Source organism: Rouxiella aceris, from assembly GCF_012933545.1.
Classification (GTDB): domain Bacteria; phylum Pseudomonadota; class Gammaproteobacteria; order Enterobacterales; family Enterobacteriaceae; genus Rouxiella; species Rouxiella aceris.
Genome location: NZ_JAADJU010000002.1, coordinates 468,798 through 491,141, shown reverse-complemented (window position 1 = coordinate 491,141; position 22,344 = coordinate 468,798). Strand labels below are relative to the sequence as shown.

The window sequence follows — 22,344 nt, the reverse complement described above, 5'->3', positions numbered from 1 at the left end:
CATTCAGCCTCCGGTTACCGGTGGGAAAAATGCCACTTCATCACCAGCCTTCAGCACATGGCCGGACTCGACCAGGGTCTGATTAACCGCCACCAGCAGCTTGCCCGACTCAAGGGCCAATGCCCAACGGTCACCGCGCTGGCAGAGATCCTGACGCAGGGTTTCAACGTCAGAGAAGTCGGCTGGCAATTGCAGGCTGCCAGTACCCACCAGTTCACGAACCTGGGCAAAAAACAGTATATCGATCATTGTTCCGCCTTAAAGTCACCTGACTTGCCGCCACTTTTTGCCAGCAGACGTATGGGGCCCAGCACCATATCTTTCTGTACCGCTTTGCACATGTCATAAATGGTCAACGCCGCCACGGAGGCTGCGGTCAGCGCTTCCATCTCGACGCCGGTTTTACCCTGCAGGCGACAAAGAGTCTCAATGCGCACGCGGTTGTTTTCGGGCTGCGCCTCGAGTTTAACCTCTACCTTGGTCAATAACAGAGGGTGACAAAGCGGGATCAGATCCCAGGTTTTCTTGGCAGCCTGAATACCGGCAATACGTGCCGTGGCAAAGACATCCCCTTTATGGTGATCGCCTTTAATGATCATCTCCAGCGTGCTGGCGGCCATGGTAACAAAAGCCTCGGCGCGCGCTTCACGGACGGTTTCCGCTTTGTCGGAAACATCCACCATATGGGCATCGCCGGAGGCGTTGATATGCGTCAGAGTAGACATAGTTGCGTTTACTTTCTTACGTGAGGAATAAAATTACAGGGACGATTACGCGCATCAAGCTGGGCAGAAATAATATGCTCCCAGGCCATTTTGCAGGCAGAGGTCGACCCCGGCACGGCAAAAATCACCGTTTGATTGGCCATGCCAGCCAGGGCACGAGACTGAATGGTGGCGGTGCCAATATCTTCAAAGGAGAGCATGCGAAACAGCTCGCCAAAGCCCTCAATTTCGCGATCAAACAGCGGTTGCAACGCCTCGGGGGTATTGTCGCCGGCGGTAAAGCCGGTCCCGCCGTTAATCAGCACTGCGCCAATACTGTCATCGGCGATCCACTGGGAGACGATGGCCCGGATCTGATAGCGATTATCTTTGACGATCTGTCTGGCCACGACATGATGGCCCGCCTCGCTGGCCGCTACACGCAGATATTCCCCGGAGCTGTCTTCGGCCTCGCCACGACGGTCGGAGACGGTAAGAATTGCAACGGAAAGCGCCTGAAATTCACTGCTGGCTTTGCTCATACTGTTTTCCTTGAGACTTTATTTTGCTGTTCACTATCCGCCCACAGCGGATATTAGCCGCCAATAAAAGATAAATTCTGCGTGATGCCGGTATTGCCCTGATGCAGGAAGTGGGTCTGTTTTTTACGCCCCAGTCCGCCCTGAATACGATCCATCAAGGCTTGCTGCTGCCAGTCTTCTGCCAGCAGATCGCGCAGCGGAATACCCTGGTCGCCAAACAGGCACAGGTGCAAATTACCAAGGGCTGAAACGCGCAGACGGTTGCAACTGGCGCAGAAATCTTTCTCATACGGCATGATTAAGCCAATTTCGCCGAGATAATCGGGATGAGTAAACACCTGCGCCGGGCCGTCGCTGCGGCTGCGTGCCAGCAGCTGCCACCCCTGCTGGATCAGTTGAGCACGGATCACCTCACCAGAAACGTGATGCTTGCGGAAAAGTGAGCCGCCGTCGCCGGTTTCCATCAGTTCAATAAAGCGCAGTTGGATTGGGCGATCTTTGATCCAATTGAGAAAGCTTTGCAGGCTGGAGTGATTAACGTCGCGCATCAGTACGGTGTTGACTTTGACTTTGCTGAAACCAGCAGTAAAGGCGGCATCAATGCCGTTCATCACTTCGCGGAATTTGTCCTGGCCGGTAATGGCATAAAACTGGCGGGGATCGAGACTGTCGACGCTGACATTCAACCCGGTCAACCCGGCGTCACGCCAGGTGCTGACATCCCGCGCCAGGCGATAACCGTTGGTGGTAACAGCCAGTTGGCGGATCTGCGGGTTTTCACGAACGGCGGCAATAATCTCGCTAAAGTCGCGACGCAGCGAAGGTTCACCACCGGTCAGACGGACTTTTTCAGTGCCAAGATGAGCAAAAGCGCGGCTGATACGCCGAATTTCGTTGAGCGAAAGGAAGCTTTTATTGTTGTGCCCCTGCGGCTTATAGCCATCAGGCAAACAATAGGTGCAACGGAAATTGCACACGTCAGTAATCGATAGGCGCAAGTAATAGAACTTGCGCGCAAATGCGTCAGTTAATTGTTGCAACGTTAACACCTTTCCAAATACGGGAGATGCGGGCATTTCTGCCTTGCACCCTGGTGACTCAAGGTCACGGCCAAAGCACCATATTGCTCGGTCAACGCAAGATGACAGGTAAAAAATCATCGGCGCAACGCGAGGAACAACTTAGGTGCCAGGGCTAGGAGTTCAGTTCGGACCATCGCAGCGGAGGATCAGAACGTGGGTTGTAGTCGACATTGTAACGCCGCAAAAAGCCGATCGCCAAGGCCGTTTTTCGCTATGTATTTTGATATATAACGGTTTTTTCAGTTAAGCAAACTAAAAACATCTATGAAATCAAGCGCATTTTTAAGGTAAATCTGACCGCTTAGCGAGATAACAACTTTATACAAAATTAGGTAAAATTGTTTCAGCACGTTTTTTTCTACCCCGGGTTGCGAAAATTACCGCGCGTCAGCGTGAGTTGAGGCTACAGCCAGTTCCACGGGTAACCGTTTGAAAGCTCACATTAGGAGTGATATGCGCAATCGCACATTGGCCGACCTGGACAGGGTAGTGGCATTAGGAGGCGGCCATGGGCTGGGACGCGTCATGTCGTCCCTCTCTTCGCTCGGATCCCGTCTGACCGGTATTGTTACCACCACCGATAACGGTGGCTCAACCGGTAGGATACGTCGCTCGGTAGGGGGAATTGCCTGGGGAGATATGCGCAACTGTCTTAATCAGCTGATCACCGAACCCAGCGTCGCCTCGGCGATGTTTGAGTATCGCTTTAGTGGCAGCGGCGAGCTGGATGGCCACAATCTGGGCAATCTGATCCTGCGCGCCCTCGACAGCCTCAGCGTTCGCCCGCTGGAAGCGATGAATCTGGTACGCAGCCTGCTGAAAGTCGATGCGCAACTGATCCCGATGTCGGAGTTGCCGGTAGATCTGGCGGCGATTGATGCCGCAGGCAATCTGGTGCATGGCGAAGTGCAGGTCGATCGGCTGTCCCATGTCCCGCAACGGCTGCTACTGGAACCGGAAGTAACCAGTACCCACGAGGCGCTGGAAGCCATCAGAGAAGCGGATCTGATCCTGATTGGTCCCGGCAGTTTCTTTACCAGCCTGATGCCTCTGTTGTTGCTTAAGGATCTGACCAGCGAGTTGCGGCGCAGTCGCGCGCACCTGGTTTATATTGGCAATCTGGGGAAAGAACTCAGTCCCGCCGCCGCGTCGCTGACGCTGCATGACAAACTAAATATGATTGAACAGCAGATTGGCCGGGCGGCAATCAGTGCCGCCATCGTCGGTCCGGCGGTAAAACTGGGTGATGCCAGTCAGCGCCTGATCGTGCAGCGCCCTTTAGAGGCCCGGGATATCCCGTACCGCCACGATCGTGAACTGCTGCGCCAGGCGTTGGAAGAAGCGCTGCAACGTTTACACTAAGCGATTACTGGCTTTTGGGTTTGTTGGTCAGCAACGGATGGTTGTTCCACGGACTGTCGGCAGCCGGTTTGGCGCTGCTGACTTTTTTGGCCGCCGGGGCTGGCGCACTGCGTCTTTTGCTTTTACTGCTCATATCCGGCTTGAGCAGTCCCTCGACGAAATCAAGATAGAGCGTCTCCACCTCTTTACGCGCCCAGGGGGTACGTCGCAAAAATTTGAGGCTGGATTTAATGCTCGGATCGCTTTTAAAGCAGTTGATATTGACCTGCCCTGCCAGCGCCGGCCAGCCAAAATTGTCCACCAAAACAGTGAGCAGTTTTTCCAGCGTAACGCCATGCAGCGGATCTTTCGGTTGGTTTTCGGTCATAGCGCAACAGCCACAGGTGAAGTTTTCAGGGCGCGAAGTCTACCACTCGGCCCGGCAACATGAAAGATAGCGGTATAAACTGCACCGATCTTCTGCTGCCGGTGGCCATATGGCACGCAAATAAACTCAGGATGCGGCAATAAACTGCTCACGTAGCGACTGCAACTCGTCACGGGTTCGGGCCGCCTCTTCAAATTCCAGATTCTGCGCATGCTGATACATTTTGCTTTCCAGCTCGCGGATACGCTGTTCCAGTGCCTTGGGAGTAAGGGTTTTAAAGGTCGCTGCCGCCTGGGCGTCACGCATTTCTTTGTTTTTCTTGAATTTAGGCTGACCCAATTGCAGGATGTCGCCGATTTTCTTGTTCAGCCCTTGCGGCGTAATGCCACGTTCAAGATTATAGGCTTGCTGCTTGGCGCGACGGCGTTCGGTTTCGCCAATGGCTTTTTCCATGGATTTGGTGATCTTGTCACCATAAAGGATCGCCTTGCCATTGAGATTTCGTGCCGCACGACCAATCGTCTGGATCAGGGAACGTTCGGAACGCAGGAAGCCCTCTTTATCGGCATCGAGAATGGCCACCAGCGACACCTCAGGCATATCCAGGCCCTCACGTAACAGGTTGATACCCACCAGCACATCAAACTCGCCCAGACGCAGGTCACGGATGATTTCGACACGTTCGACGGTGTCGATATCAGAGTGCAAATAACGCACCTTCTCGCCGTGTTCTTCAAGATATTCGGTCAGATCTTCTGCCATGCGTTTGGTCAGGGTAGTGACCAGCACGCGCTCATTGAGCACCACGCGTTTGCGGATCTCGGACAGCAGATCGTCAACCTGAGTGGTGACCGGCCGCACTTCGATTAACGGATCGAGCAATCCTGTCGGCCTGACCACCTGTTCAACCACTTCGCCGCCAGATTTTTCCAGCTCATAGTTCCCCGGCGTTGCCGAGACATAAATACTCTGCGGCGCCAGGGCTTCGAACTCTTCAAAGCGCAGCGGACGGTTATCCAGTGCCGAAGGCAAACGAAAACCGTATTCCACCAGCGTCTCTTTGCGCGAGCGGTCACCTTTGTACATACCGCCGATTTGCGGAATGGTCACGTGAGATTCATCGACAATCAACAGGCCATCAGCCGGCAGGTAATCAAACAGCGTTGGAGGCGGCATCCCCTCGCCGCGTCCCGAGAGATAGCGGGAATAGTTTTCGATACCCGAGCAATAACCCAGCTCATTCATCATCTCCAGATCAAACTGGGTACGCTGAGAAATACGCTGCTCTTCCAGCAGTTTGTTATTGGCCAGCAGGAATTTACGGCGATCGGCCAGTTCGACCTTGATCTCTTCCATCGCCTGCACAATTCGTTCACGCGGCGTAACGTAGTGGGTTTTTGGATAGATGGTGAAACGCGGTACTTCCTGCTGTAGCTGACCGGTAAGGGGATCGAACATCGACAGACGCTCCACCTCATCGTCAAACAGCTCCACGCGCAGCGCCAGGTCGTCTGACTCGGCCGGGAAAATATCGATCACTTCACCGCGCACGCGGAAGGTACTACGCTGAAACGCCTGGTCGTTGCGGGCATATTGCAGCTCGGCCAGACGGCGCAAAATCGATCGCTGGTCAATGATCATGCCCTTGGTCAGGTGCAACATCATTTTCAGATAGAGATCGGGATCGCCCAGGCCGTAAATCGCCGACACCGAGGCCACGACAATAACATCTCGGCGCTCCAGCAGCGCCTTGGTGGCCGACAGACGCATCTGTTCGATATGTTCATTTACCGAGGCATCTTTTTCGATAAAGGTATCGGAACTGGGCACATAGGCTTCTGGCTGGTAATAATCGTAATACGAGACAAAATACTCCACCGCATTCTCGGGAAAGAACTCTTTCATTTCACCGTAAAGCTGCGCCGCCAGGGTTTTGTTAGGGGCCAGCACCATGGTGGGCCGGTTGAGATCGGCAATCACATTGGCCACGGTAAAGGTTTTGCCGGAACCGGTTACGCCCAGCAGGGTTTGGTGTGCCAATCCGTTTTCCAGCCCTTCTTCCAGGCTACGTATCGCTTCCGGTTGATCGCCAGAAGGTTTGAATTCGGAATGTAGTTTGAATACTTTGCTCATGACGGCTACCTGAGAAGAGAACGCGTGACACCGGCGAGGAGGATCAGTATGGAAGACTCCTGCATCTTGTCAAATGGGTTACCGGACTATGATACTGGATATAAAACCAGCTTCAAGCGCGGATTTTGACATTAGCTGGCCGGTTGCACTTATTTAGGTTAGCGACAGGCATTGATCTTCCCCACCACGGAACATTTATCCCCAGATTCTGGCGCGAATTAACTTTTCGAATTAGGCCTGGCGAATATTTCGCCAACCACAACCTCCCCGATAGCTCTCTATTGATTTTAAGTAATCCACTGAAAAACAATGATTTCATTAAAAAGCTGCGAATACGGGCAAACTAAGCTCAAGCCGCGTCCTGACTCGCGTGCAGCAACTTTTAGCACGCTCATGCACATGGTTATCCACAGGAATGGTGGATAAGTCACAACACCCCGCTTGCGGCGGGAGCTGACCAAAATTGACATTTAGTGCTTAACCGGCTGTTCAGGGCTTTTTTTAGTTATTTTTTCACACTTTTCTTTCTTTATATATTCAGAATTGACCTAGAAAAGGGCCTTCTTTTAGATTGCAAATTGCAGATGTGCATCTCAACGGCACTTTTCTGCTCGATTTTGCGGGTTGACTTGCACCAAAATTCGCATTCATGGCACTGGTAAAGTGCAGCAGTAACTCACCGCTTTCTCACAACACATTAACTTTGATAATACATCGCTGTTTCCCCCCCTGCTGCGGCCTTCTCCCCCCTGAATCCGGCCCCTTTAAGAGTTATCTCTGGAAACTTGGCCTAAGAGTTGCAGTATTATCCGGGAGGTCATCTGACAGACTATTTGTCGGATAACTTAATACAAACTAATTCTCTGATTTTTAGCCAACAGTGAATGCTTTTAAGGCAAAAAAACGTCAGTTTTAGCCATTTATCTCTGCAAGATGGCCGTTTATCACCTGTTCATGCTGTGTAAATACGAGACTTAAACGGAATTTTATCCTGTGTTGGCAGGTCTACGGCATCAAATCAATGTCAGAACGATGACAGGGGCCGTCAATGTAGTGTTCGGCGTCAAGCCGGTAAGTGAGGAACATCTGATGCTAAGCGTAAAAGCAGTTAATCAATTTTATGGGCAAAACCATACTCTGTGGGATATCGATCTGGAGCTCCATCGCGGCCAGTGCAACTGTCTCATTGGCCGCAATGGGGTGGGTAAGACCACGCTGGTCAATTGCATTATGGGCCATTTGCCGGTAAAAAGCGGCAGCGTAACCTGGCAGTCAGCCAATGAAGAACCGCAAAATCTGCTGGCGCTGCCAGTGGAAACCCGGGCATTGATGGGCATTGGCTATGTTCCGCAGGGTCGGCAAATATTTTCGCAGATGAGCGTTGACGAAAACCTGCAAATTGCGCTGATGGCCGGCCGCAATAAAACCCGCCGCATCCCCACACAGGTCTACGATCTCTTTCCTGTTCTCAAGGCGATGGGCGCGCGCAAGGCAGGAGAGCTGGATGAGCACCAGCAGCAACAGCTGGCCATTAGCCGGGCGCTGGTGCTGGAACCGGAACTGCTGATCCTCGATGAACCGACACAGCGCACCAGCGAAGCAATGGAGGCGAATATGGGCAATATTATCCACCGCCTCAACCGCGATCTTGGCCTGACGTTGCTATTGGTGGGCCATAAGCTGCCGTTTATTCGCAGCGTAGCCGACCGCTTCTGGCTAATGGACGGCGGGCGCAATGTTGCGCAGGGCACCATGGCGCAGTTGGATGATAATCTGGTGAAAACCTACCTCAGTGTTTAACTGACGGTCAGCAGAGCGTCCAGCGTCAGATAACGACCATGATCAGCAAACTCATGAGGTTGCAGATACGGGATCTCGCCTAACATTGGCGCAGGCAGCATACGTTTTAACGTGGCAACATAAGCCTGATGATGCTTCCCCGTTTCTTCGACGTCATTGGCAATCCATCCCGCCAACGTCAATCCGCTATGCCGGACTGCCTGGGCAGTAAGCAGTGCATGATTAATGCAGCCCAGCCGCATACCCACCACCAGGATCACCGGCAGTTGTTCCTGAGCTACCCAATCGGCAAAGGTCTGCGTAGCATTGAGCGGCGTAAACCATCCCCCCGCGCCTTCGACCACAACCCAATCAGCCAATGGCTCCAACTGACGCAACCCCTGTGACAAGGTCTCCAGGGCGATCGGCCGTCCCTCCAGTTCGCTGACAATATGTGGCGAAGTGGGCTGCAAAAAAGTGCAGGGGTTTACCTGCTGATAATCCAGAGACACGCTGCTGTTGGCCTGCAAGGCCAGGGCATCGCTATTGCGCAGGCCAAGGGCGGTCACCTCACTACCCGAGGCCACCGGCTTGTAGCCTGCGGTGGTAAAACCGGCCGCGGCCGCCGCCTGCAAAAATGCGCAGGTGGCCACGGTTTTCCCCACTTCGGTATCGGTGCCGGTGATAAACCAGCGTTGTTGCTGCATTGCCGGATTTAGCATACTGAGTTATTCACAATATAAAATTCCGTAGACCAGACGGTAGGTCAGCGGCAACTTACCCTCCTGGCGCACATAATGTTTTTCCAGACTGGCCAGACGCTGCCGTCCGCCCAGACCACCCAGGCGTCCGCCCTTGATATGGGTGGCACCAATCCCCTTAAGGGATCGCATCAGGCTCATGGCATCGGCAAACAGCGCGGTATGCTGGCTGAACTCAACGTGATGGCGAAAAGGCGCACAGGCTTCGGCAATTTTATCCGGAGTCAGAAAGCTGTTGACGTGGGGACGGCCGTCGACTTTCATCCACGCCTGCGACAGTTGATTTAACGATCCTTCCGCCAGCGTGGAAAACAGCACCACGCCGCCAGGACGGGTCACGCGTTCCAGCTCGCCAAGCGCGCGCGGTAAGGCATTGCACCACTGCACGGCCAGATTACTAAAGCTGATATCCACTGAATTATCGGCCAATGGCAGCCTTTCGATATCACCCGGCACATAGTGATCCGCCGATTCCAGTTCTTGCGCGCGCAGCAGCATCCCGGCGGAGATATCCAGCGCGGTGACAGTTTTGCCCATTTCGCGCCAGCGGCGACTGAAATATCCCGTGCCGCAGCCGGCATCCAATACCTGGTTGCCGAGAGGCAGGTTCTGCTCGCGGGCCAGGGCCAGCAAACTTTCGCCGCTCTGGCGCTGCAACTCGGCAGCCTGCTCGTAACTTGCGGCCGCGCGACTAAAGGCATCGGCGACCGCTTTTTTATTGACTAATTCCGTGACTGCACCCATTAAGGGACTCCAGCAAAATATCGATATCTTCCGGCTGATGGGCAGCCGTAATGGTCAGGCGTAGACGCGCAGTGCCCGCGGGCACCGTCGGCGGCCGAATGGCTGTGACCCACAAACCACGATCACGCAGCCGTTGCGCCAGGGCCAGTGCTGACTGATTGTCGCCAATAATCAGCGGCTGGATGGCGGTCGACGACGCGGTGAGAGCAAACGCCAACTGACTGGCACCGGCGCGAAAACGGCTAATGTTCGCCGCCAGTTTATCACGCAGGTCATCCGCTTGCTGAATACATGTCAGCGCCGCCTGCAAGGCACAGACTTGCGCGGCTGGCATGGCGGTACTGTAAATCAGATGGCGGGCAAACTGCAGCAGGTAGTCTGCCGTGGCGTCGTCGCACAGTATCGCCGCACCGCTGCAACCAAAGGCTTTACCGAAGGTCAGCACCAACAGTTCCGGCCGCACCTGCTGCTGCCAGCAACTGCCACGTCCCTGCGCGCCCATCACCCCGACACCGTGGGCATCATCCACCAGCAGCCAGCTGCCGTGTTGGCGGGTCAAGGCGTGCAGCTCAGCGAGGGGGGCGGCATCGCCATCCATACTGAACACCCCTTCGGTGACCGTCAGGGTCTCCCCCGCCAGCGGTTTTTCCAACAAGCGCTGCAAGGCTGCGGGCTGATTATGCTGAAAACGCCTTAGCTGCGCCGGTGAGTGCACCGCCGCTTCCAACAGCGAAGCGTGGCTAAGCTTATCGGCGAGAATGCGATCTTCAGCCTGCAACAGGGCAGCCAGTACCGCCTGATTGGCGGCAAAACCGGAAATAAACAGCAGTGCACGCGGATAGCCCTGCCATTGCGCCAGTTGTTGTTCAAACTGTTGATGCACCAGCGAATAACCGGTGACATGCCCCGAACCACCGCTGCCGACGCCATAAAGGGCGGCACCGCGCTGCCAGGCGGCAATCACCTCAGGATGTTGCGACAGGCCCAAATAGTCGTTAGCGGAAAAATTCAGGTAACGACGTTGATCCTGGGTTAGCCAGCGACTGCCGCCACCGGCATTGGGCAAGCGCTGACGAAAAGTGCTGGCCAGTCGGCGTTCGGCAAGCGCCTGGTCGATACGGGTTGTCCATGACATCGTCGGTTAGCGCGCCGCGTTATAGAATTGATCGTTGTCGGCGGTGATCAACTTTGCTGTCAGGGCATCCTGCTGCTGGTTATCGCCCATCTCGGTGGCCGTCTGTTGTGGATTCAACCCCAGCTTGGCGAACAGGATCAGATCCTTATCTTCTGCCGGATTTGGCGTGGTCAGCAGTTTGCAACCATAAAAAATGGAGTTGGCACCGGCCATAAAGCACATTGCCTGGGTCTGCTCACTCATCTGTTCACGACCGGCGGACAGGCGCACGTAAGAGCGCGGCATCATAATGCGCGCCACGGCGATAGTGCGGATAAAATCAAAAGGATCGACATCGGCATTATCCGCCAGCGGCGTGCCTTTTACTTTCACCAGCATATTGATCGGCACGCTTTCCGGTGGCACCGGCAGGTTGGCCAACTGCATTAATAGTCCGGCGCGATCTTTTACCGTCTCCCCTAAACCGACAATGCCGCCGGAGCAGACTTTGATACCGGCCCCGCGCACTTCCTGCAGCGTATCCAGTCGTTCCTGATAGCTGCGGGTGGTAATGATATTGCCGTAAAACTCCGGCGAGGTATCGAGGTTGTGATTGTAATAATCCAGACCGGCACTGGCCAGACGCTGCGCCTGGTCACCGTTGAGACTGCCGAGAGTCATACAGGTTTCCATGCCCAGCTGCTTGACGCCCTGCACCATTTGCTCGAGATAGGGCATATCGCGATCGTGGGGATTTTTCCAGGCCGCCCCCATACAAAAGCGGGTCGAACCGGCCGCTTTCGCCTGTCGGGCCGACTCCAGTACCTGTTCAACCTCCATCAGACGTTCGCTTTCCAGCCCGGTTTTATAGCGTGAACTTTGCGGACAATATTTGCAGTCTTCCGGGCAGGCACCGGTTTTGATCGACAACAGGGTACTGACCTGCACCTGGCGCGGATCAAAGTGCTGGCGATGGATCTGCTGGGCGGCAAACATCAGTTCCAGAAAAGGTTTTTCAAATAGCGCCTGGGTTTGCTCATAGGTCCAGGGGGCGTGGGTGGTCATGGCGACATCTCCGGGAAAAGGGTGATCTAGCGCGGCGGTTTACGAGGGCGGGCGGCATAATGTGACCACCAATGCGCCGGATCAACGCTGTGCGCTATCGACATTGCTGCTATTTTTGCGCTCGCCAAAAATTCTGCGGGCGATATACTGTCAACCATTCTTCAATTATTTTAGTTTACGGTCAACGTTATATTTTATTTTTGGTTGACAGAAAACCCGTAAGGAATGTGCATGACCCCCGCCGATCTCGAATTTGACCAACGCCATATCTGGCATCCCTATACTTCCATGACCCAGCCGTTGCCTACCTATCCGGTGGTGTCAGCACAAGGGGTGATGCTTAAGCTGGCCGATGGCCGACAGTTGGTTGACGGTATGTCGTCATGGTGGGCCGCCATCCACGGTTATAACCACCCGACCCTGAACCAGGCGGCCATTGAACAAATTGGTCAGATGTCTCATGTGATGTTTGGCGGTATTACCCATCCCCCGGCAATAGCGTTGGCGCGACAGTTGGTGGCGATCACCCCTGAGGCACTGGAGTGTGTGTTTCTGGCTGACTCGGGATCGGTGGCGGTAGAAGTGGCGCTAAAAATGGCCATGCAATACTGGCAGGCGCGTGGCGAAAAAAGGCAGAAAATGCTGACGCTGCGCCACGGCTATCATGGCGATACCTTTGGCGCCATGGCGGTGTGTGATCCACAAAACTCGATGCATAGCCTGTATCAGGGCTATCTGCCGCAACACCTGTTCGCCCCTGCGCCGCAGTGCCGCTTTGATCAACCCTGGGACGCGGCAGATATCGCCCCCTTTAGTGCCTTGTTGGCTGAACATCATCGCGACATTGCCGCGGTGATCCTTGAACCCGTGGTGCAAGGCGCGGGTGGCATGCGCATTTATCATCCCGAATATCTGCGCCAGGTGCGCCAGCTGTGCGACGGTTACGGTATTTTGTTGATTGCCGACGAGATCGCTACCGGCTTTGGTCGCACCGGTAAACTCTTTGCCTGCGAGCACGCCGGCATCAGCCCGGATATTCTCTGCGTCGGCAAAGCGCTGACCGGTGGCTATATGACCCTGTCCGCTACCCTGACCACCCGTCAGGTGGCCAATACCATCAGCAACGGCGAAGCGGGATGCTTTATGCACGGCCCAACCTTTATGGGCAATCCACTGGCCTGTGCCGTTGCCAGTGCCAGTCTGTCGCTGCTGGCGGAAAATCACTGGCAGCAGCAGGTCAGGGCGATTGAACAACAGCTGACGGTCGAACTGGCACCATTAAGGCAGCATCCGGCGGTGGCTGATGTACGGGTGTTGGGGGCAATTGGCGTGGTGGAAATGTGCCAGCCAGTGGATATGGCGCGGCTACAACAGCACTTTGTGGCGCAGGGGGTGTGGATCCGGCCATTTGGCAAGCTGATCTATCTGATGCCGCCTTATATTATTAGCGCCAAGCAGTTAAGCCAACTGACCCAGGCGATAGCCGCTTCGCTGGCCGAGGAATAGCCAGCCGCGCGGCAATCATCAGGCATACACCAGCTGTCGCGATGCCGACAACAAAGCGGCCAGCCGTTCACGGCTTTGCTGTGCCTGCTGGTTGAGAAAATCGATCGCCACCCGTAGCGCCGGGCTGGGATTATCTGGATACAGCAATTGGTAAGACGCGCCGCTGGCGACACAAAGACTGAAAGGTGCAATCACCCGCCGGGCCAGCAGATCGTCTTCGATTAGCGTTAAATCGCCGATCGCCACGCCATAACCTTGCAACGCCGAGTTAATCGCCAGATCAAGGGTATCGAAATGCTGGGATTTACTGGAAGGTAACCCCGGCACACCGGCAGTTTTTAGCCACAGCAGCCAGTCGCGGCGATCGCGAGTGGGATGTAACAGGGTTTGCTGTTGCAAATCTGCCAGCTTTACCTCTCTCCCCTGCCCGGTCAGCAAATTCGGCGCACAAACCGGCGTCAACACTTCATCAAACAGATGGCTGGCAGTAAGACCATGCTCAACCGGTCGGCCAAAGACCACCGCCGCGTCAAAATGCTCGCTGCGAAAATCCACGCCGTGGGACACCGAGGCCGTCAGCTCAATCTGCATATCGGGACGATCGTTTTGCAGCTGGATCACACGTGGCAGCAACCAGCGCATAGAGCAGGTAGGACACTTGATGCGCAGGGTATCGGGATGGCTGACCACCCGTTGCAGCGCTTCGCCCATTTGCAGCAACGCCTGCTGAATCGGTGGCAATAGCTGTGCCCCGCGCGGTGTCAGGCTTAATCCTCTGGCCTGACGAACAAACAACGGATAGCCCAGACGCGCCTCCAGGCCTGCGATCTGCCGACTTACCGCTCCCTGGGTAATATGCAAAAGTTCGGCGGCCCGCGTCAGATTCTGAGTTTGCGCAACGATAACAAAGGTTTTCAGCCAATTTAGCGAAGGCAAATTGGGCAAGGTGGCGGCGCTAAAATCAGGGAATAGGCTCATTGCAGTGCAGGCTCCAGCCATGACGTCAGATCATGGCAAGTATGACAAATTTTCTATTGTGAGCACAGCGAAACTATTGCTTAATCGGCTGTCATCCTTTTGTCTGTTCCCCATTGCAGCCGGTTGTTTAGCCGTCGTTATCAGGAGTCCGCATGAAGAGCGCCATGTCACCCCAGTCGAAATTACCCGATGTCGGTACCACGATTTTCACCGTTATTGGTCAATTGAGCGCCGAGCATAATGCCCTCAACCTGTCACAGGGGGCGCCCAATTTCTCATGCCAACCGGCACTGATTGATGCCGTGGCGCAAGCCATGCGCGCCGGGCATAACCAGTATGCGCCGATGAGCGGTCTCGCCGCGCTGCGCCATGCACTGGCGGCCAAGGTGGAAGCGATCTACGGCTGCCATTATGATGCCGACAGCGAAGTAACAGTGATCGCCAGCGCCAGCGAAGGGATCTACTCGGCCATCAGTGCGCTGGTACATCCGGGCGATGAAGTGATCTATTTTGAACCGGCTTTTGACAGCTATTCACCGATTGTGCGCCTGCAGGGGGCAACGCCGGTGCCGATTGGCCTGTCGCTGGAAGATTTCAGCATAGACTGGGATGAAGTGGCCAGCGCCATCAACAGCCGCACGCGGATGATTATTATCAATAGCCCGCACAACCCGACCGGCGCTATTTTGCAGCAGCAGGATATCGATCGCCTAACCGCCCTGACTCGCAACAGCGATATTATTATTTTATCCGATGAAGTCTATGAACACGTGGTGTTCGACGGTCATCGTCATGAGAGTATGGCCCGCCATGCCGAGTTGGCTGAACGCAGCGTGATTGTCTCCTCGTTTGGCAAAACCTACCATGTCACCGGCTGGCGCGTAGGCTATTGCCTGGCACCGCAGGCGCTGATGGAAGAGATCCGCAAAGTCCATCAGTTTATGGTCTTTGCCGCCGATACGCCGATGCAGGTGGCCTTTGCCGAAGCACTAGCCGATCCGCAAAGTTATTTGGGCCTGGCCGATTTTTATCAGCATAAACGTGATTTACTGGTCACGGCACTGCAAGGCTCGCGTTTTGAGCTGCTGCCCAGCTACGGCAGCTTCTTTATGCTCGCCAGATTCAGCCACTTCAGCCCGCTTAGCGATGATGAATTTGTACTGAGCCTGATCCGCGATCACCAGGTTGCCACCATTCCGCTGTCGGCATTTTATCACCACAACCAGCCAACGGGCCTGATCCGCTTGAGCTTTGCGAAAGACGATGAAACGCTGTATGAGGGCGCACGCCGCCTGTCAGGCGTATAAAACAAAACTTCTCTGGAGCCGTAATAATGAAAAAATTGAAAAGCCTGCTGCTGTTAGGTTGTGCCGTTGCCTCTTTCTCTGCCCTGGCCGATAGTGCCAGCATCAAGTTTGGTCTGGAAGCGCAATACCCGCCCTTTGAATCCAAATCAGCCAGCGGCGAGCTACAGGGTTTTGATATTGATCTCGGCCACGCAGTTTGTGCGGCGGCCAAAGTGAAGTGTGAATGGAGCGAAACCTCGTTTGACGGTTTGATCCCAGCCCTGCAGGCGCGCAAATTTGACGCCATCAACTCGGCAATGAACGTGACCGACAAACGTCGCCAGGCGATTGATTTCACCAATGTGATCTACCGTGTACCTACCAAACTGATCGCCAAAACCGGCTCCGGCCTGTTACCTGACGCAGCGGCGCTGAAAGGCAAACATATTGGTGTGCTGCAAGGCTCGATTCAGGAGAGCTTCGCCCAGGCCCATTGGGCACCAAAAGGCGTGGATATTGTCTCCTACCAGGACCAGAGCCAGGTCTATCTCGATCTGACCTCCGGACGTCTTGATGGCACTCTGGTACTGGCCCCGGCGGGTCAGAACGGCTTCCTCGATCGTGCCGACGGCAAAGGCTACAGCTTTGTTGGCGATGCGGTGCGCGATGACAAGATCCTTGGCAGCGGCATTGCTTTCGGTCTGCGTAAAGGCGACACAGTCAATAAAGCCAGACTGGACCAGGCGATTGCCAAGGTCAAACAGGATGGCGTAGTCAGCCAACTGTCGAAAAAATATTTCGGCGATATCGATGTAAGCGTTAAATAATTACCCTCTCCATCGGCTGGTGCGGCCTGGCTGCGCTGGCTGTTTTTTTGCCTTGCCGTCGATGTAGCATAAAGTAGCCAGACAACCCCTATCCCCTCCGCCCTATACTGTCTCCCTTATAATCCCTGCCTGACGACCTATACTTGGTTGCAGTGGATAAATTTCATCATGCCAAGGAGTCTGTATGTCTCAGAATCAATCTGTTAATCGCCGTATTGTTTTGGCTTCACGCCCAAAAGGCGCCCCGGTGGCCGCAAACTTTCGTCTCGAAGAGCAGCCGTTGCCCTCCCTTGCCGCAGGCCAGCTATTGCTGCGTACGGTTTATCTTTCCCTCGATCCCTATATGCGCGGCCGTATGAGCGATGCCCCGTCTTATGCAGCACCGGTGGCTATTGACCAGGTGATGACCGGCGGTGCTGTTTCTCGCGTTGTGGCCTCGAACGATAAAAATTTCAAAGCCGGTGACTGGGTGGTGGCCAGCAGCGGCTGGCAGGACTATGCCGCCATTGACGCCACGCTGGTGAGAAAACTCGAAGGCGCAGCGCTGAAGCACCCTTCTCTGGCCTTGGGCGTACTCGGCATGCCCGGTTTTACCGCCTATATGGGACTGCTGGATATTGGCCAACCGCAAGCCGGCGAAACGGTAGTGGTTGCCGCCGCCACCGGCCCGGTCGGCTCGCTGGTCGGACAAATCGCCAAACTGCAGGGCTGCAAGGTGGTGGGCATTGCCGGCGGCGCGGAGAAATGTCGCTACGCCGTTGAGCATTTTGGCTTTGATCACTGTGTGGATCACCGCGACCCGGCGCTGGCACAGCGGTTGCAAGAGGCTTGCCCGCAGGGAATTGATGTCTATTTTGAAAACGTCGGTGGTGCGGTATTTGACGCTGTGCTGCCGCTACTTAACACCAAAGCTCGTGTGCCGGTTTGCGGTCTGGTGTCGCAATACAATGCCGAAGGCTTGCCACAGGGGCAGGATCGGTTAATGTTGCTAACCAGCACCATTTTAAGAAAACGACTACGGGTGCAAGGTTTTATTATTTTTGATGACTATGGCCATCGCTATGGCGAATTTGCCAAACAGATGGGGGAATGGTTCTCTGCTGATAAAATCAAATTCCGCGAACATCGGATACAAGGGCTGGAAAATGCCCCGCAATCCCTGATTGAGCTGCTTGAAGGGAAAAACTTCGGCAAAGTGGTGGTACAAATTGGCGAAGAAAACGATTAAGTCCCGATCACCTGCTTAGATTGACAAGCGTTAGCTAACATCTTGGGAGCGATGATATGAACATACTGATTGTATTGACTTCACACGATAAACTCGGCGATACCGGTAAAAAGACCGGTTTCTGGCTGGAAGAGTTTACCGCGCCCTATTACCAGTTTCTCGATGCCGGAGCAGAGACGGTGTTGGCCTCCCCGCAAGGCGGTCAGCCCCCTCTCGATCCGAAAAGTGATGAGCCAGACGCACAAACGGCCAGCACTGAAAGATTCCGTCAGGATAAGGACGCCCAGGCCGCCCTGGCCCATACCCGCAAGCTGGCAGAGATCGATGCCAACGAGTTTGACGCCATTTTTTATCCCGGCGGACATGGCCCACTATGGGATTTGGCGCAAGACCCGCACTCTATCGCACTGATCCAGGCGTTCTGGCAGGCAGGAAAACCGGTGGCTGCCGTGTGCCATGCGCCAGGGGTATTGTGTCAGGTCGAAATCGACGACATTCCGCTGGTTAAAGATAAACACGTTACCGGCTTTAGCAACAGCGAAGAAGAGGCCGTTCAGCTCACCGATATTGTGCCTTTTCTGGTGGAAGATGAGCTGAAGAAAAATGGCGGCGAATACAGTAAAGCCGCCGACTGGCGTCCTTATGTCATGGTTGATGGCAAGCTGATCACCGGACAAAACCCGGCGTCTTCCAGCGCCGTTGCCCAGGCGTTATTAAAAATGCTAGGCTCGGTCTGAAGCAACAAGCGATTGAAAGATAACGTCACACAAAGAGGTTTGCATGGCTTTTACACTACAGAGCACCGATTTACGCGATGGCGAAAAGATGCCCAACGCCCAGGTTTTTAATGGTATGGGCTATGAGGGAGAAAATCTTTCGCCCCAGCTGAGCTGGGATAATCCTCCCGCCGGCACCAAGAGTTTTGCCATTACCTGTTACGATCCCGATGCACCCACCGGCTCTGGCTGGTGGCACTGGGGCGTAGCCAATCTGCCCGCAGATCTGCGCAGCCTGCCCACCGGGGCCGGTTCTGGCCTGCCGGGTCTGCCCGCCGGATCGGTACAAACCCGCACCGATTTTGGTAAAGCCGGTTACGGCGGCGCGGCGCCACCACAAGGTGAACACCATCGTTACCAGTTCACCGTCTTCGCCCTCGACGTTGCCACGCTGGAAGTGGACGAACAGAGCAGCGGTGCTTACCTCGGCTTTAACCTGCATTTTCATACGCTGGGCAAAGCGGGTCTGACGGTGATCTATAGCTAAATGCGAGGTTAAGGGCTGCAACAAAGATGCAGTTTGGGTCCTGACGGGTATATGATATCAAGATCCCGGTATTTTACCGGGAGACGGACCCTGACGCTCAGCAGCGCGTTCTGCTTCGTTATCCGTGTGTTTAAAACCAGCGTATTTTTAAAACAACTAAGTGGTTAGCCCGGCTGACCGCTTTTTTTGTTTATCAAGGAGTCAGACACAGTGAAAATTTCCAGCTTGTCGCAAGCCTGCGCCATTTTATCTGCCACATTGGTGCTGTCAGCCTGTAGTCACAGCCAACAAGGCGTCTCTACCCAGATCGCACCGGGTACTGCGGCACTGCCTGTTCTTAGCGCTGATGAAGCCAATAACTTCACCGCCAAATCCTATCTGGCATTCGGTGGTCCTTCGCTGCAGGTGCAACAACAGGGCTGGTCCCCTGTGCTGGCCAAAACGGACGGCATTAGCACCGAATTTGTCGTCGGTCCGAAAAAAGGCGTAGACGGTGCCGCCTACACCACGGTTCAGCAGGCGGTAAACGCCGCGCTAAGCAAGCATAATCACGGCGAACGTGAATACATTAAAATTCTGCCAGGCACCTACAGTGGCGCAGTCTATATTCCCGCTGGTGCACCGCCAATCAGCCTGTTCGGCACCGGTGACAGCGCCGATCAAGTGGTATTGCAACAAGGCCTGGAAGCTGCGGTCACACCGGCAGCCTATCGCGCCACGCTCAATCCTCATGGCGAATTTCTGCCCGGCGATCGCGCATGGTATATGTTCAATCAGTGTGGCAAGCAGCCAACTGACAGCATCGGCGTAAGCTGCAGCGCTACGCTGTGGTCACAGGCCGCCGGTCTGCAACTGCAAAACCTGACGATCAGCAATAGTCTGCAAGACAGCAGCGATGCCGCTTCCCACCCTGCAGCGGCGCTGCGCCTTGATGGTGACCAAAGCCTGCTGGACAACGTACATGTTTTGGGTCGCGAAAATACCCTGTTGCTGACCACCAGCGATATCAAGAATCAACCGGTCACTCAGCGCTACAACCGTGTTTACGTGCATAACAGCCTGATTGTCGGCGACGTCGATTACGTTACCGGTCGTGCCAACGCAGTCTTTGATCATGTGGAATTCCATACGGTCTCCAGCCGTGGCGTGAAACAGGCCAACGTCTTTGCGCCGGTCACTCCGGCCAATATCTCCTACGGTTTCCTGGTCATTGACAGTAACCTGACCGGCGATAAAGGCTTTAGCGGCGAAGGTGCAGCACAGAAAGCGCTGCTGGGTCGTTCCGTCGATCTCGGTGCCGAAAAAGGTGGCTATGTCCCAGGCCAGACGCCAAATGGTCAACTGGTGATCCGCGACAGCCAGATTGATGGCAGCTATCACCTGCAACAGCCATGGGGTGAAGCGGCTTATTCAGAACGTCCGTTCAGTGGCAATATTGCCCCGAACCGTAATCTGAATGATTCAAGCTTTAACCGTTTGTGGCAATATAACAACGTGTTCGCCGGGGCAAAATAATCCCTGATCTGCCGTTATTATAAAAACCCGCCAGACTGCAAAGTCTGGCGGGTTTTTATCGGCTAAATATTAGTGATGCAGGGTAATAATGGTCACCCACATCGGTCCTTTACCCACCGGATAGGTTTTCAGCAGGCTGAGCTCGCCGCTATTTTCATCAATACGCGCCACTTCAATGGCATCGGATTTCTGACCGGCAGTAATCACATACTGACCGCTGTGATCGATATTAAAACCGCGCGGCTGCGTCTGGGTGGCATGGTGTGATACCAATTCCAGTTCGCTGCCATCGTGGGACACCTTCAGCACCGACAACAGACTTGATCCGCGATCGCAGGCATAAAGATAACGGCCGTTGGGGGTAATGTGAATATCCGCAGCCCAGCGTTGACCGCTATAATCTGCCGGTAAAATATCCAGTGTCTGAATGGCATGATATTCACCGCTGGTGACATCTTTTTGATAGACATCGACGCTGCTGTCCAACTCGTTCACGCAGTAGGCAAAATGCTGATTCGGGTGGAACACCATATGGCGTGGACCCGCGCCCGGCTGCGTGCTTAACTCGGCAGGCTGGTGCGCAGTGGCCTCACCTTGCAGACTAAAGTCGTAAAGGCGGATATGATCTTCTTTCAGCGCCGGGATCATCAGCAACTGATTGGTCGGATCGATATTGGCAGAGTGCGGCGCCTGCAGATTTTCCAGCACCTGCTGCGCGGCCAGCGCTACGCCGTCGGCTGCAATGGGGTTGATACTGACGTTATTAAAGCTGTAAGAGGCGCTGAACAGAAAACGCCCCTGTAAATCCATCCCCAAATGCGTGGGGCTGCCGGGCAACGGTGCCATGCCCGCCTGTTCCAGTTTGCCATCCTGGCCAATGCGATAAGTCAGCACAGCAAACTCCGGACGTACCCCGACATACAGATGACTGGCATCCGGGGCCGCCACCATAGGCTGAACCTGACCGGGAACATCAACCTGTTGCAGTAGCGTCAACTCACCGTTGGCAGCAAGGTCAAATGCATGAATTTGTTGACTGTCCGGGCTGGCCACATAAACGACTTGTTTCATTTTATCTCCTGATTAAAGCGGGATCGGCGTGCTAATTATAAGACCGTCGGTCGGCAAATGCCTTAGTTAATCTTGACTCAAGTTAACAGGCTATCCGCGAGAAGACATTAGCCCTTGATGCGAGGTTTTAACAGCTGGCATAAAGGTGTACCATCGAAAACCTTAATTTTATGCCATGACCATCTGCTGGAACCGCCCATGACTTATCGCGTTATCGCGCTCGATCTCGACGGCACACTGCTTGACCGTCAAAAACGTATTCTTCCGCAATCGCTTTCTGCACTGGCTGACGCACGCGCCGCAGGAATTAAAATCATCGTCGTGACCGGACGCCATCATGTGGCTATCCATCCGTTCTATCAGGCGCTGGAACTTGATACCCCGGCGATTTGCTGCAACGGCACCTATCTCTACGATTTTCAGGCCAAAAAAGTACTCGCCGCCGATCCGCTGGACAGCGCCAAAGCGCAGAAAGTGATCGACCTGCTGGATCACTATGCGATACACGGTCTGCTGTATGTTGATAATGCGATGCTGTATCAGCACTCCAGCGGCCACGTTGAACGTTCCATCGCCTGGGGTAAATCGCTGCCAGAAGGCCAGCGTCCAACCATCATCAAGGTCAACAGCCTGCGTGAAGCGGCAAACGAGGCGCAGTCAATCTGGAAGTTTGCCACTTCTCATCAGGATTTAGAGGCGCTGCAGGCCTTTGCACAACAGGCTGAAAATGAGCTGGGACTGGCTTGCGAATGGTCATGGCACGATCAGGTTGACGTTGCCAAAGGCGGCAACAGTAAAGGCAAACGCCTGCAACAGTGGGTAGAAGCCCAGGGTATCAGCATGGCTGACGTCGTCGCCTTTGGCGATAACTACAATGATTTAAGCATGCTGGAAAGCGTGGGACTGGGTGTTGCGATGGGCAATGCCGACGAGGCGATTAAAGCCAGTGCCGCGCTGGTGATTGCCGACAATGAACAGCCGGGCATTGCCGAAGTGATCCGCAGCCGGGTGCTCTAA

At 54.6% G+C, this 22,344-nt stretch carries 22 protein-coding genes and 1 riboswitch; of the genes, 10 read left to right on the top strand and 12 right to left on the bottom strand.

Going from position 1 to position 22,344, the window contains the following annotated elements; all coding sequences use genetic code 11:
• Nucleotides 1-3: 3 nt before the first annotated feature.
• The 4 genes from moaD to moaA form a co-directional block, all read right to left on the bottom strand.
• Nucleotides 4-249 (bottom strand): molybdopterin synthase sulfur carrier subunit, encoded by a 246-nt coding sequence (gene moaD, locus GW590_RS05815; protein ID WP_169402058.1) that lies wholly within the window; start codon nucleotides 247-249, stop codon nucleotides 4-6.
• The gene (gene moaC, locus GW590_RS05810) at nucleotides 246-725 is read right to left on the bottom strand and encodes a cyclic pyranopterin monophosphate synthase MoaC (RefSeq protein WP_169402057.1); all 480 of its coding nucleotides are present in this window, start codon (nucleotides 723-725) and stop codon (nucleotides 246-248) included. Before moaC ends, moaD begins: the two co-directional genes overlap by 4 nt.
• Nucleotides 726-733: 8 nt before the next feature.
• Entirely contained in the window at nucleotides 734-1,246 is a 513-nt protein-coding gene (gene moaB, locus GW590_RS05805) for a molybdenum cofactor biosynthesis protein B (RefSeq protein WP_169402056.1), read from the bottom strand.
• Nucleotides 1,247-1,299: 53 nt separating this feature from the next.
• Entirely contained in the window at nucleotides 1,300-2,286 is a 987-nt protein-coding gene (gene moaA / locus GW590_RS05800; RefSeq protein WP_169402055.1) for a GTP 3',8-cyclase MoaA, read from the bottom strand.
• A riboswitch (molybdenum cofactor riboswitch) is annotated at nucleotides 2,277-2,459 on the bottom strand. It overlaps the preceding gene by 10 nt.
• 322 nt (nucleotides 2,460-2,781) lie before the next feature.
• Between moaA and yvcK the strand changes: the two genes are divergently transcribed.
• Nucleotides 2,782-3,690: a uridine diphosphate-N-acetylglucosamine-binding protein YvcK gene (yvcK, locus tag GW590_RS05795; RefSeq protein WP_169402054.1), complete on the top strand. Its 909-nt coding sequence runs from the start codon at nucleotides 2,782-2,784 to the stop codon at nucleotides 3,688-3,690.
• Nucleotides 3,691-3,694: 4 nt separating this feature from the next.
• On the opposite strand, the gene GW590_RS05790 is transcribed toward yvcK, so the two are convergent.
• Together GW590_RS05790 and uvrB are read right to left on the bottom strand one after the other, a co-directional pair.
• Entirely contained in the window at nucleotides 3,695-4,057 is a 363-nt protein-coding gene (locus GW590_RS05790) for a VF530 family protein (RefSeq protein WP_169402053.1), read from the bottom strand.
• Nucleotides 4,058-4,183: 126 nt separating this feature from the next.
• A complete protein-coding gene (gene uvrB / locus GW590_RS05785) occupies nucleotides 4,184-6,190 on the bottom strand; it encodes an excinuclease ABC subunit UvrB (RefSeq protein WP_169402052.1) in 2,007 nt (668 codons plus the stop codon).
• 1,089 nt (nucleotides 6,191-7,279) lie between these two features.
• Between uvrB and GW590_RS05780 the strand changes: the two genes are divergently transcribed.
• Nucleotides 7,280-7,990 (top strand): ATP-binding cassette domain-containing protein, encoded by a 711-nt coding sequence (locus tag GW590_RS05780; protein WP_169402051.1) that lies wholly within the window; start codon nucleotides 7,280-7,282, stop codon nucleotides 7,988-7,990.
• Here GW590_RS05780 and bioD read toward each other — a convergent pair.
• From bioD to bioB, 4 genes are read right to left on the bottom strand one after another with little or no spacing between them, the layout of a single operon-like run.
• The gene (bioD, locus tag GW590_RS05775) at nucleotides 7,987-8,676 is read right to left on the bottom strand and encodes a dethiobiotin synthase (protein ID WP_169402128.1); all 690 of its coding nucleotides are present in this window, start codon (nucleotides 8,674-8,676) and stop codon (nucleotides 7,987-7,989) included. The genes GW590_RS05780 and bioD overlap by 4 nt on opposite strands.
• Before the next feature lie 21 nt (nucleotides 8,677-8,697).
• Entirely contained in the window at nucleotides 8,698-9,474 is a 777-nt protein-coding gene (gene bioC / locus GW590_RS05770) for a malonyl-ACP O-methyltransferase BioC (protein ID WP_169402050.1), read from the bottom strand.
• Complete coding sequence (bioF, locus tag GW590_RS05765; RefSeq protein ID WP_169402049.1) at nucleotides 9,446-10,609, bottom strand: 8-amino-7-oxononanoate synthase; 1,164 nt, start codon at nucleotides 10,607-10,609, stop codon at nucleotides 9,446-9,448. The genes bioC and bioF overlap by 29 nt, the downstream gene beginning before the upstream one ends.
• A 6-nt stretch (nucleotides 10,610-10,615) precedes the next feature.
• Nucleotides 10,616-11,653, bottom strand: coding sequence for a biotin synthase BioB (gene bioB / locus GW590_RS05760; RefSeq protein ID WP_169402048.1), 1,038 nt, complete (start codon nucleotides 11,651-11,653; stop codon nucleotides 10,616-10,618).
• A 231-nt stretch (nucleotides 11,654-11,884) separates the two neighbouring features.
• Here bioB and bioA point away from each other — a divergent pair, with 231 nt between their 5' ends.
• Entirely contained in the window at nucleotides 11,885-13,159 is a 1,275-nt protein-coding gene (gene bioA / locus GW590_RS05755; protein ID WP_169402047.1) for an adenosylmethionine--8-amino-7-oxononanoate transaminase, read from the top strand.
• 18 nt (nucleotides 13,160-13,177) lie between these two features.
• On the opposite strand, the gene GW590_RS05750 is transcribed toward bioA, so the two are convergent.
• The gene (locus tag GW590_RS05750) at nucleotides 13,178-14,137 is read right to left on the bottom strand and encodes a LysR substrate-binding domain-containing protein (protein WP_169402046.1); all 960 of its coding nucleotides are present in this window, start codon (nucleotides 14,135-14,137) and stop codon (nucleotides 13,178-13,180) included.
• Between the two features lie 152 nt (nucleotides 14,138-14,289).
• Between GW590_RS05750 and GW590_RS05745 the strand changes: the two genes are divergently transcribed.
• The 6 genes from GW590_RS05745 (at nucleotide 14,290) to GW590_RS05720 (ending at nucleotide 20,256) form a co-directional block, all read left to right on the top strand.
• Nucleotides 14,290-15,444, top strand: a complete 1,155-nt coding sequence (locus GW590_RS05745; RefSeq protein WP_169402045.1) for a methionine aminotransferase — start codon at nucleotides 14,290-14,292, stop codon at nucleotides 15,442-15,444.
• A 26-nt stretch (nucleotides 15,445-15,470) separates the two neighbouring features.
• A complete protein-coding gene (locus tag GW590_RS05740; RefSeq protein WP_169402044.1) occupies nucleotides 15,471-16,250 on the top strand; it encodes an ABC transporter substrate-binding protein in 780 nt (259 codons plus the stop codon).
• 184 nt (nucleotides 16,251-16,434) lie between these two features.
• Complete coding sequence (locus GW590_RS05735) at nucleotides 16,435-17,478, top strand: NADP-dependent oxidoreductase (RefSeq protein WP_169402043.1); 1,044 nt, start codon at nucleotides 16,435-16,437, stop codon at nucleotides 17,476-17,478.
• 56 nt (nucleotides 17,479-17,534) lie between these two features.
• Nucleotides 17,535-18,215, top strand: coding sequence for a type 1 glutamine amidotransferase domain-containing protein (locus tag GW590_RS05730; protein WP_169402042.1), 681 nt, complete (start codon nucleotides 17,535-17,537; stop codon nucleotides 18,213-18,215).
• A gap of 43 nt (nucleotides 18,216-18,258) precedes the next feature.
• Complete coding sequence (locus tag GW590_RS05725; RefSeq protein WP_169402041.1) at nucleotides 18,259-18,741, top strand: kinase inhibitor; 483 nt, start codon at nucleotides 18,259-18,261, stop codon at nucleotides 18,739-18,741.
• A 210-nt stretch (nucleotides 18,742-18,951) separates the two neighbouring features.
• Nucleotides 18,952-20,256, top strand: coding sequence for a putative acyl-CoA thioester hydrolase (locus GW590_RS05720; protein WP_169402040.1), 1,305 nt, complete (start codon nucleotides 18,952-18,954; stop codon nucleotides 20,254-20,256).
• A 69-nt stretch (nucleotides 20,257-20,325) separates the two neighbouring features.
• Here GW590_RS05720 and pgl read toward each other — a convergent pair whose 3' ends face one another.
• Complete coding sequence (gene pgl / locus GW590_RS05715; protein ID WP_169402039.1) at nucleotides 20,326-21,327, bottom strand: 6-phosphogluconolactonase; 1,002 nt, start codon at nucleotides 21,325-21,327, stop codon at nucleotides 20,326-20,328.
• A 198-nt stretch (nucleotides 21,328-21,525) separates the two neighbouring features.
• Here pgl and GW590_RS05710 point away from each other — a divergent pair, with 198 nt between their 5' ends.
• Nucleotides 21,526-22,344, top strand: coding sequence for a pyridoxal phosphatase (locus GW590_RS05710; RefSeq protein WP_169402038.1), 819 nt, complete (start codon nucleotides 21,526-21,528; stop codon nucleotides 22,342-22,344).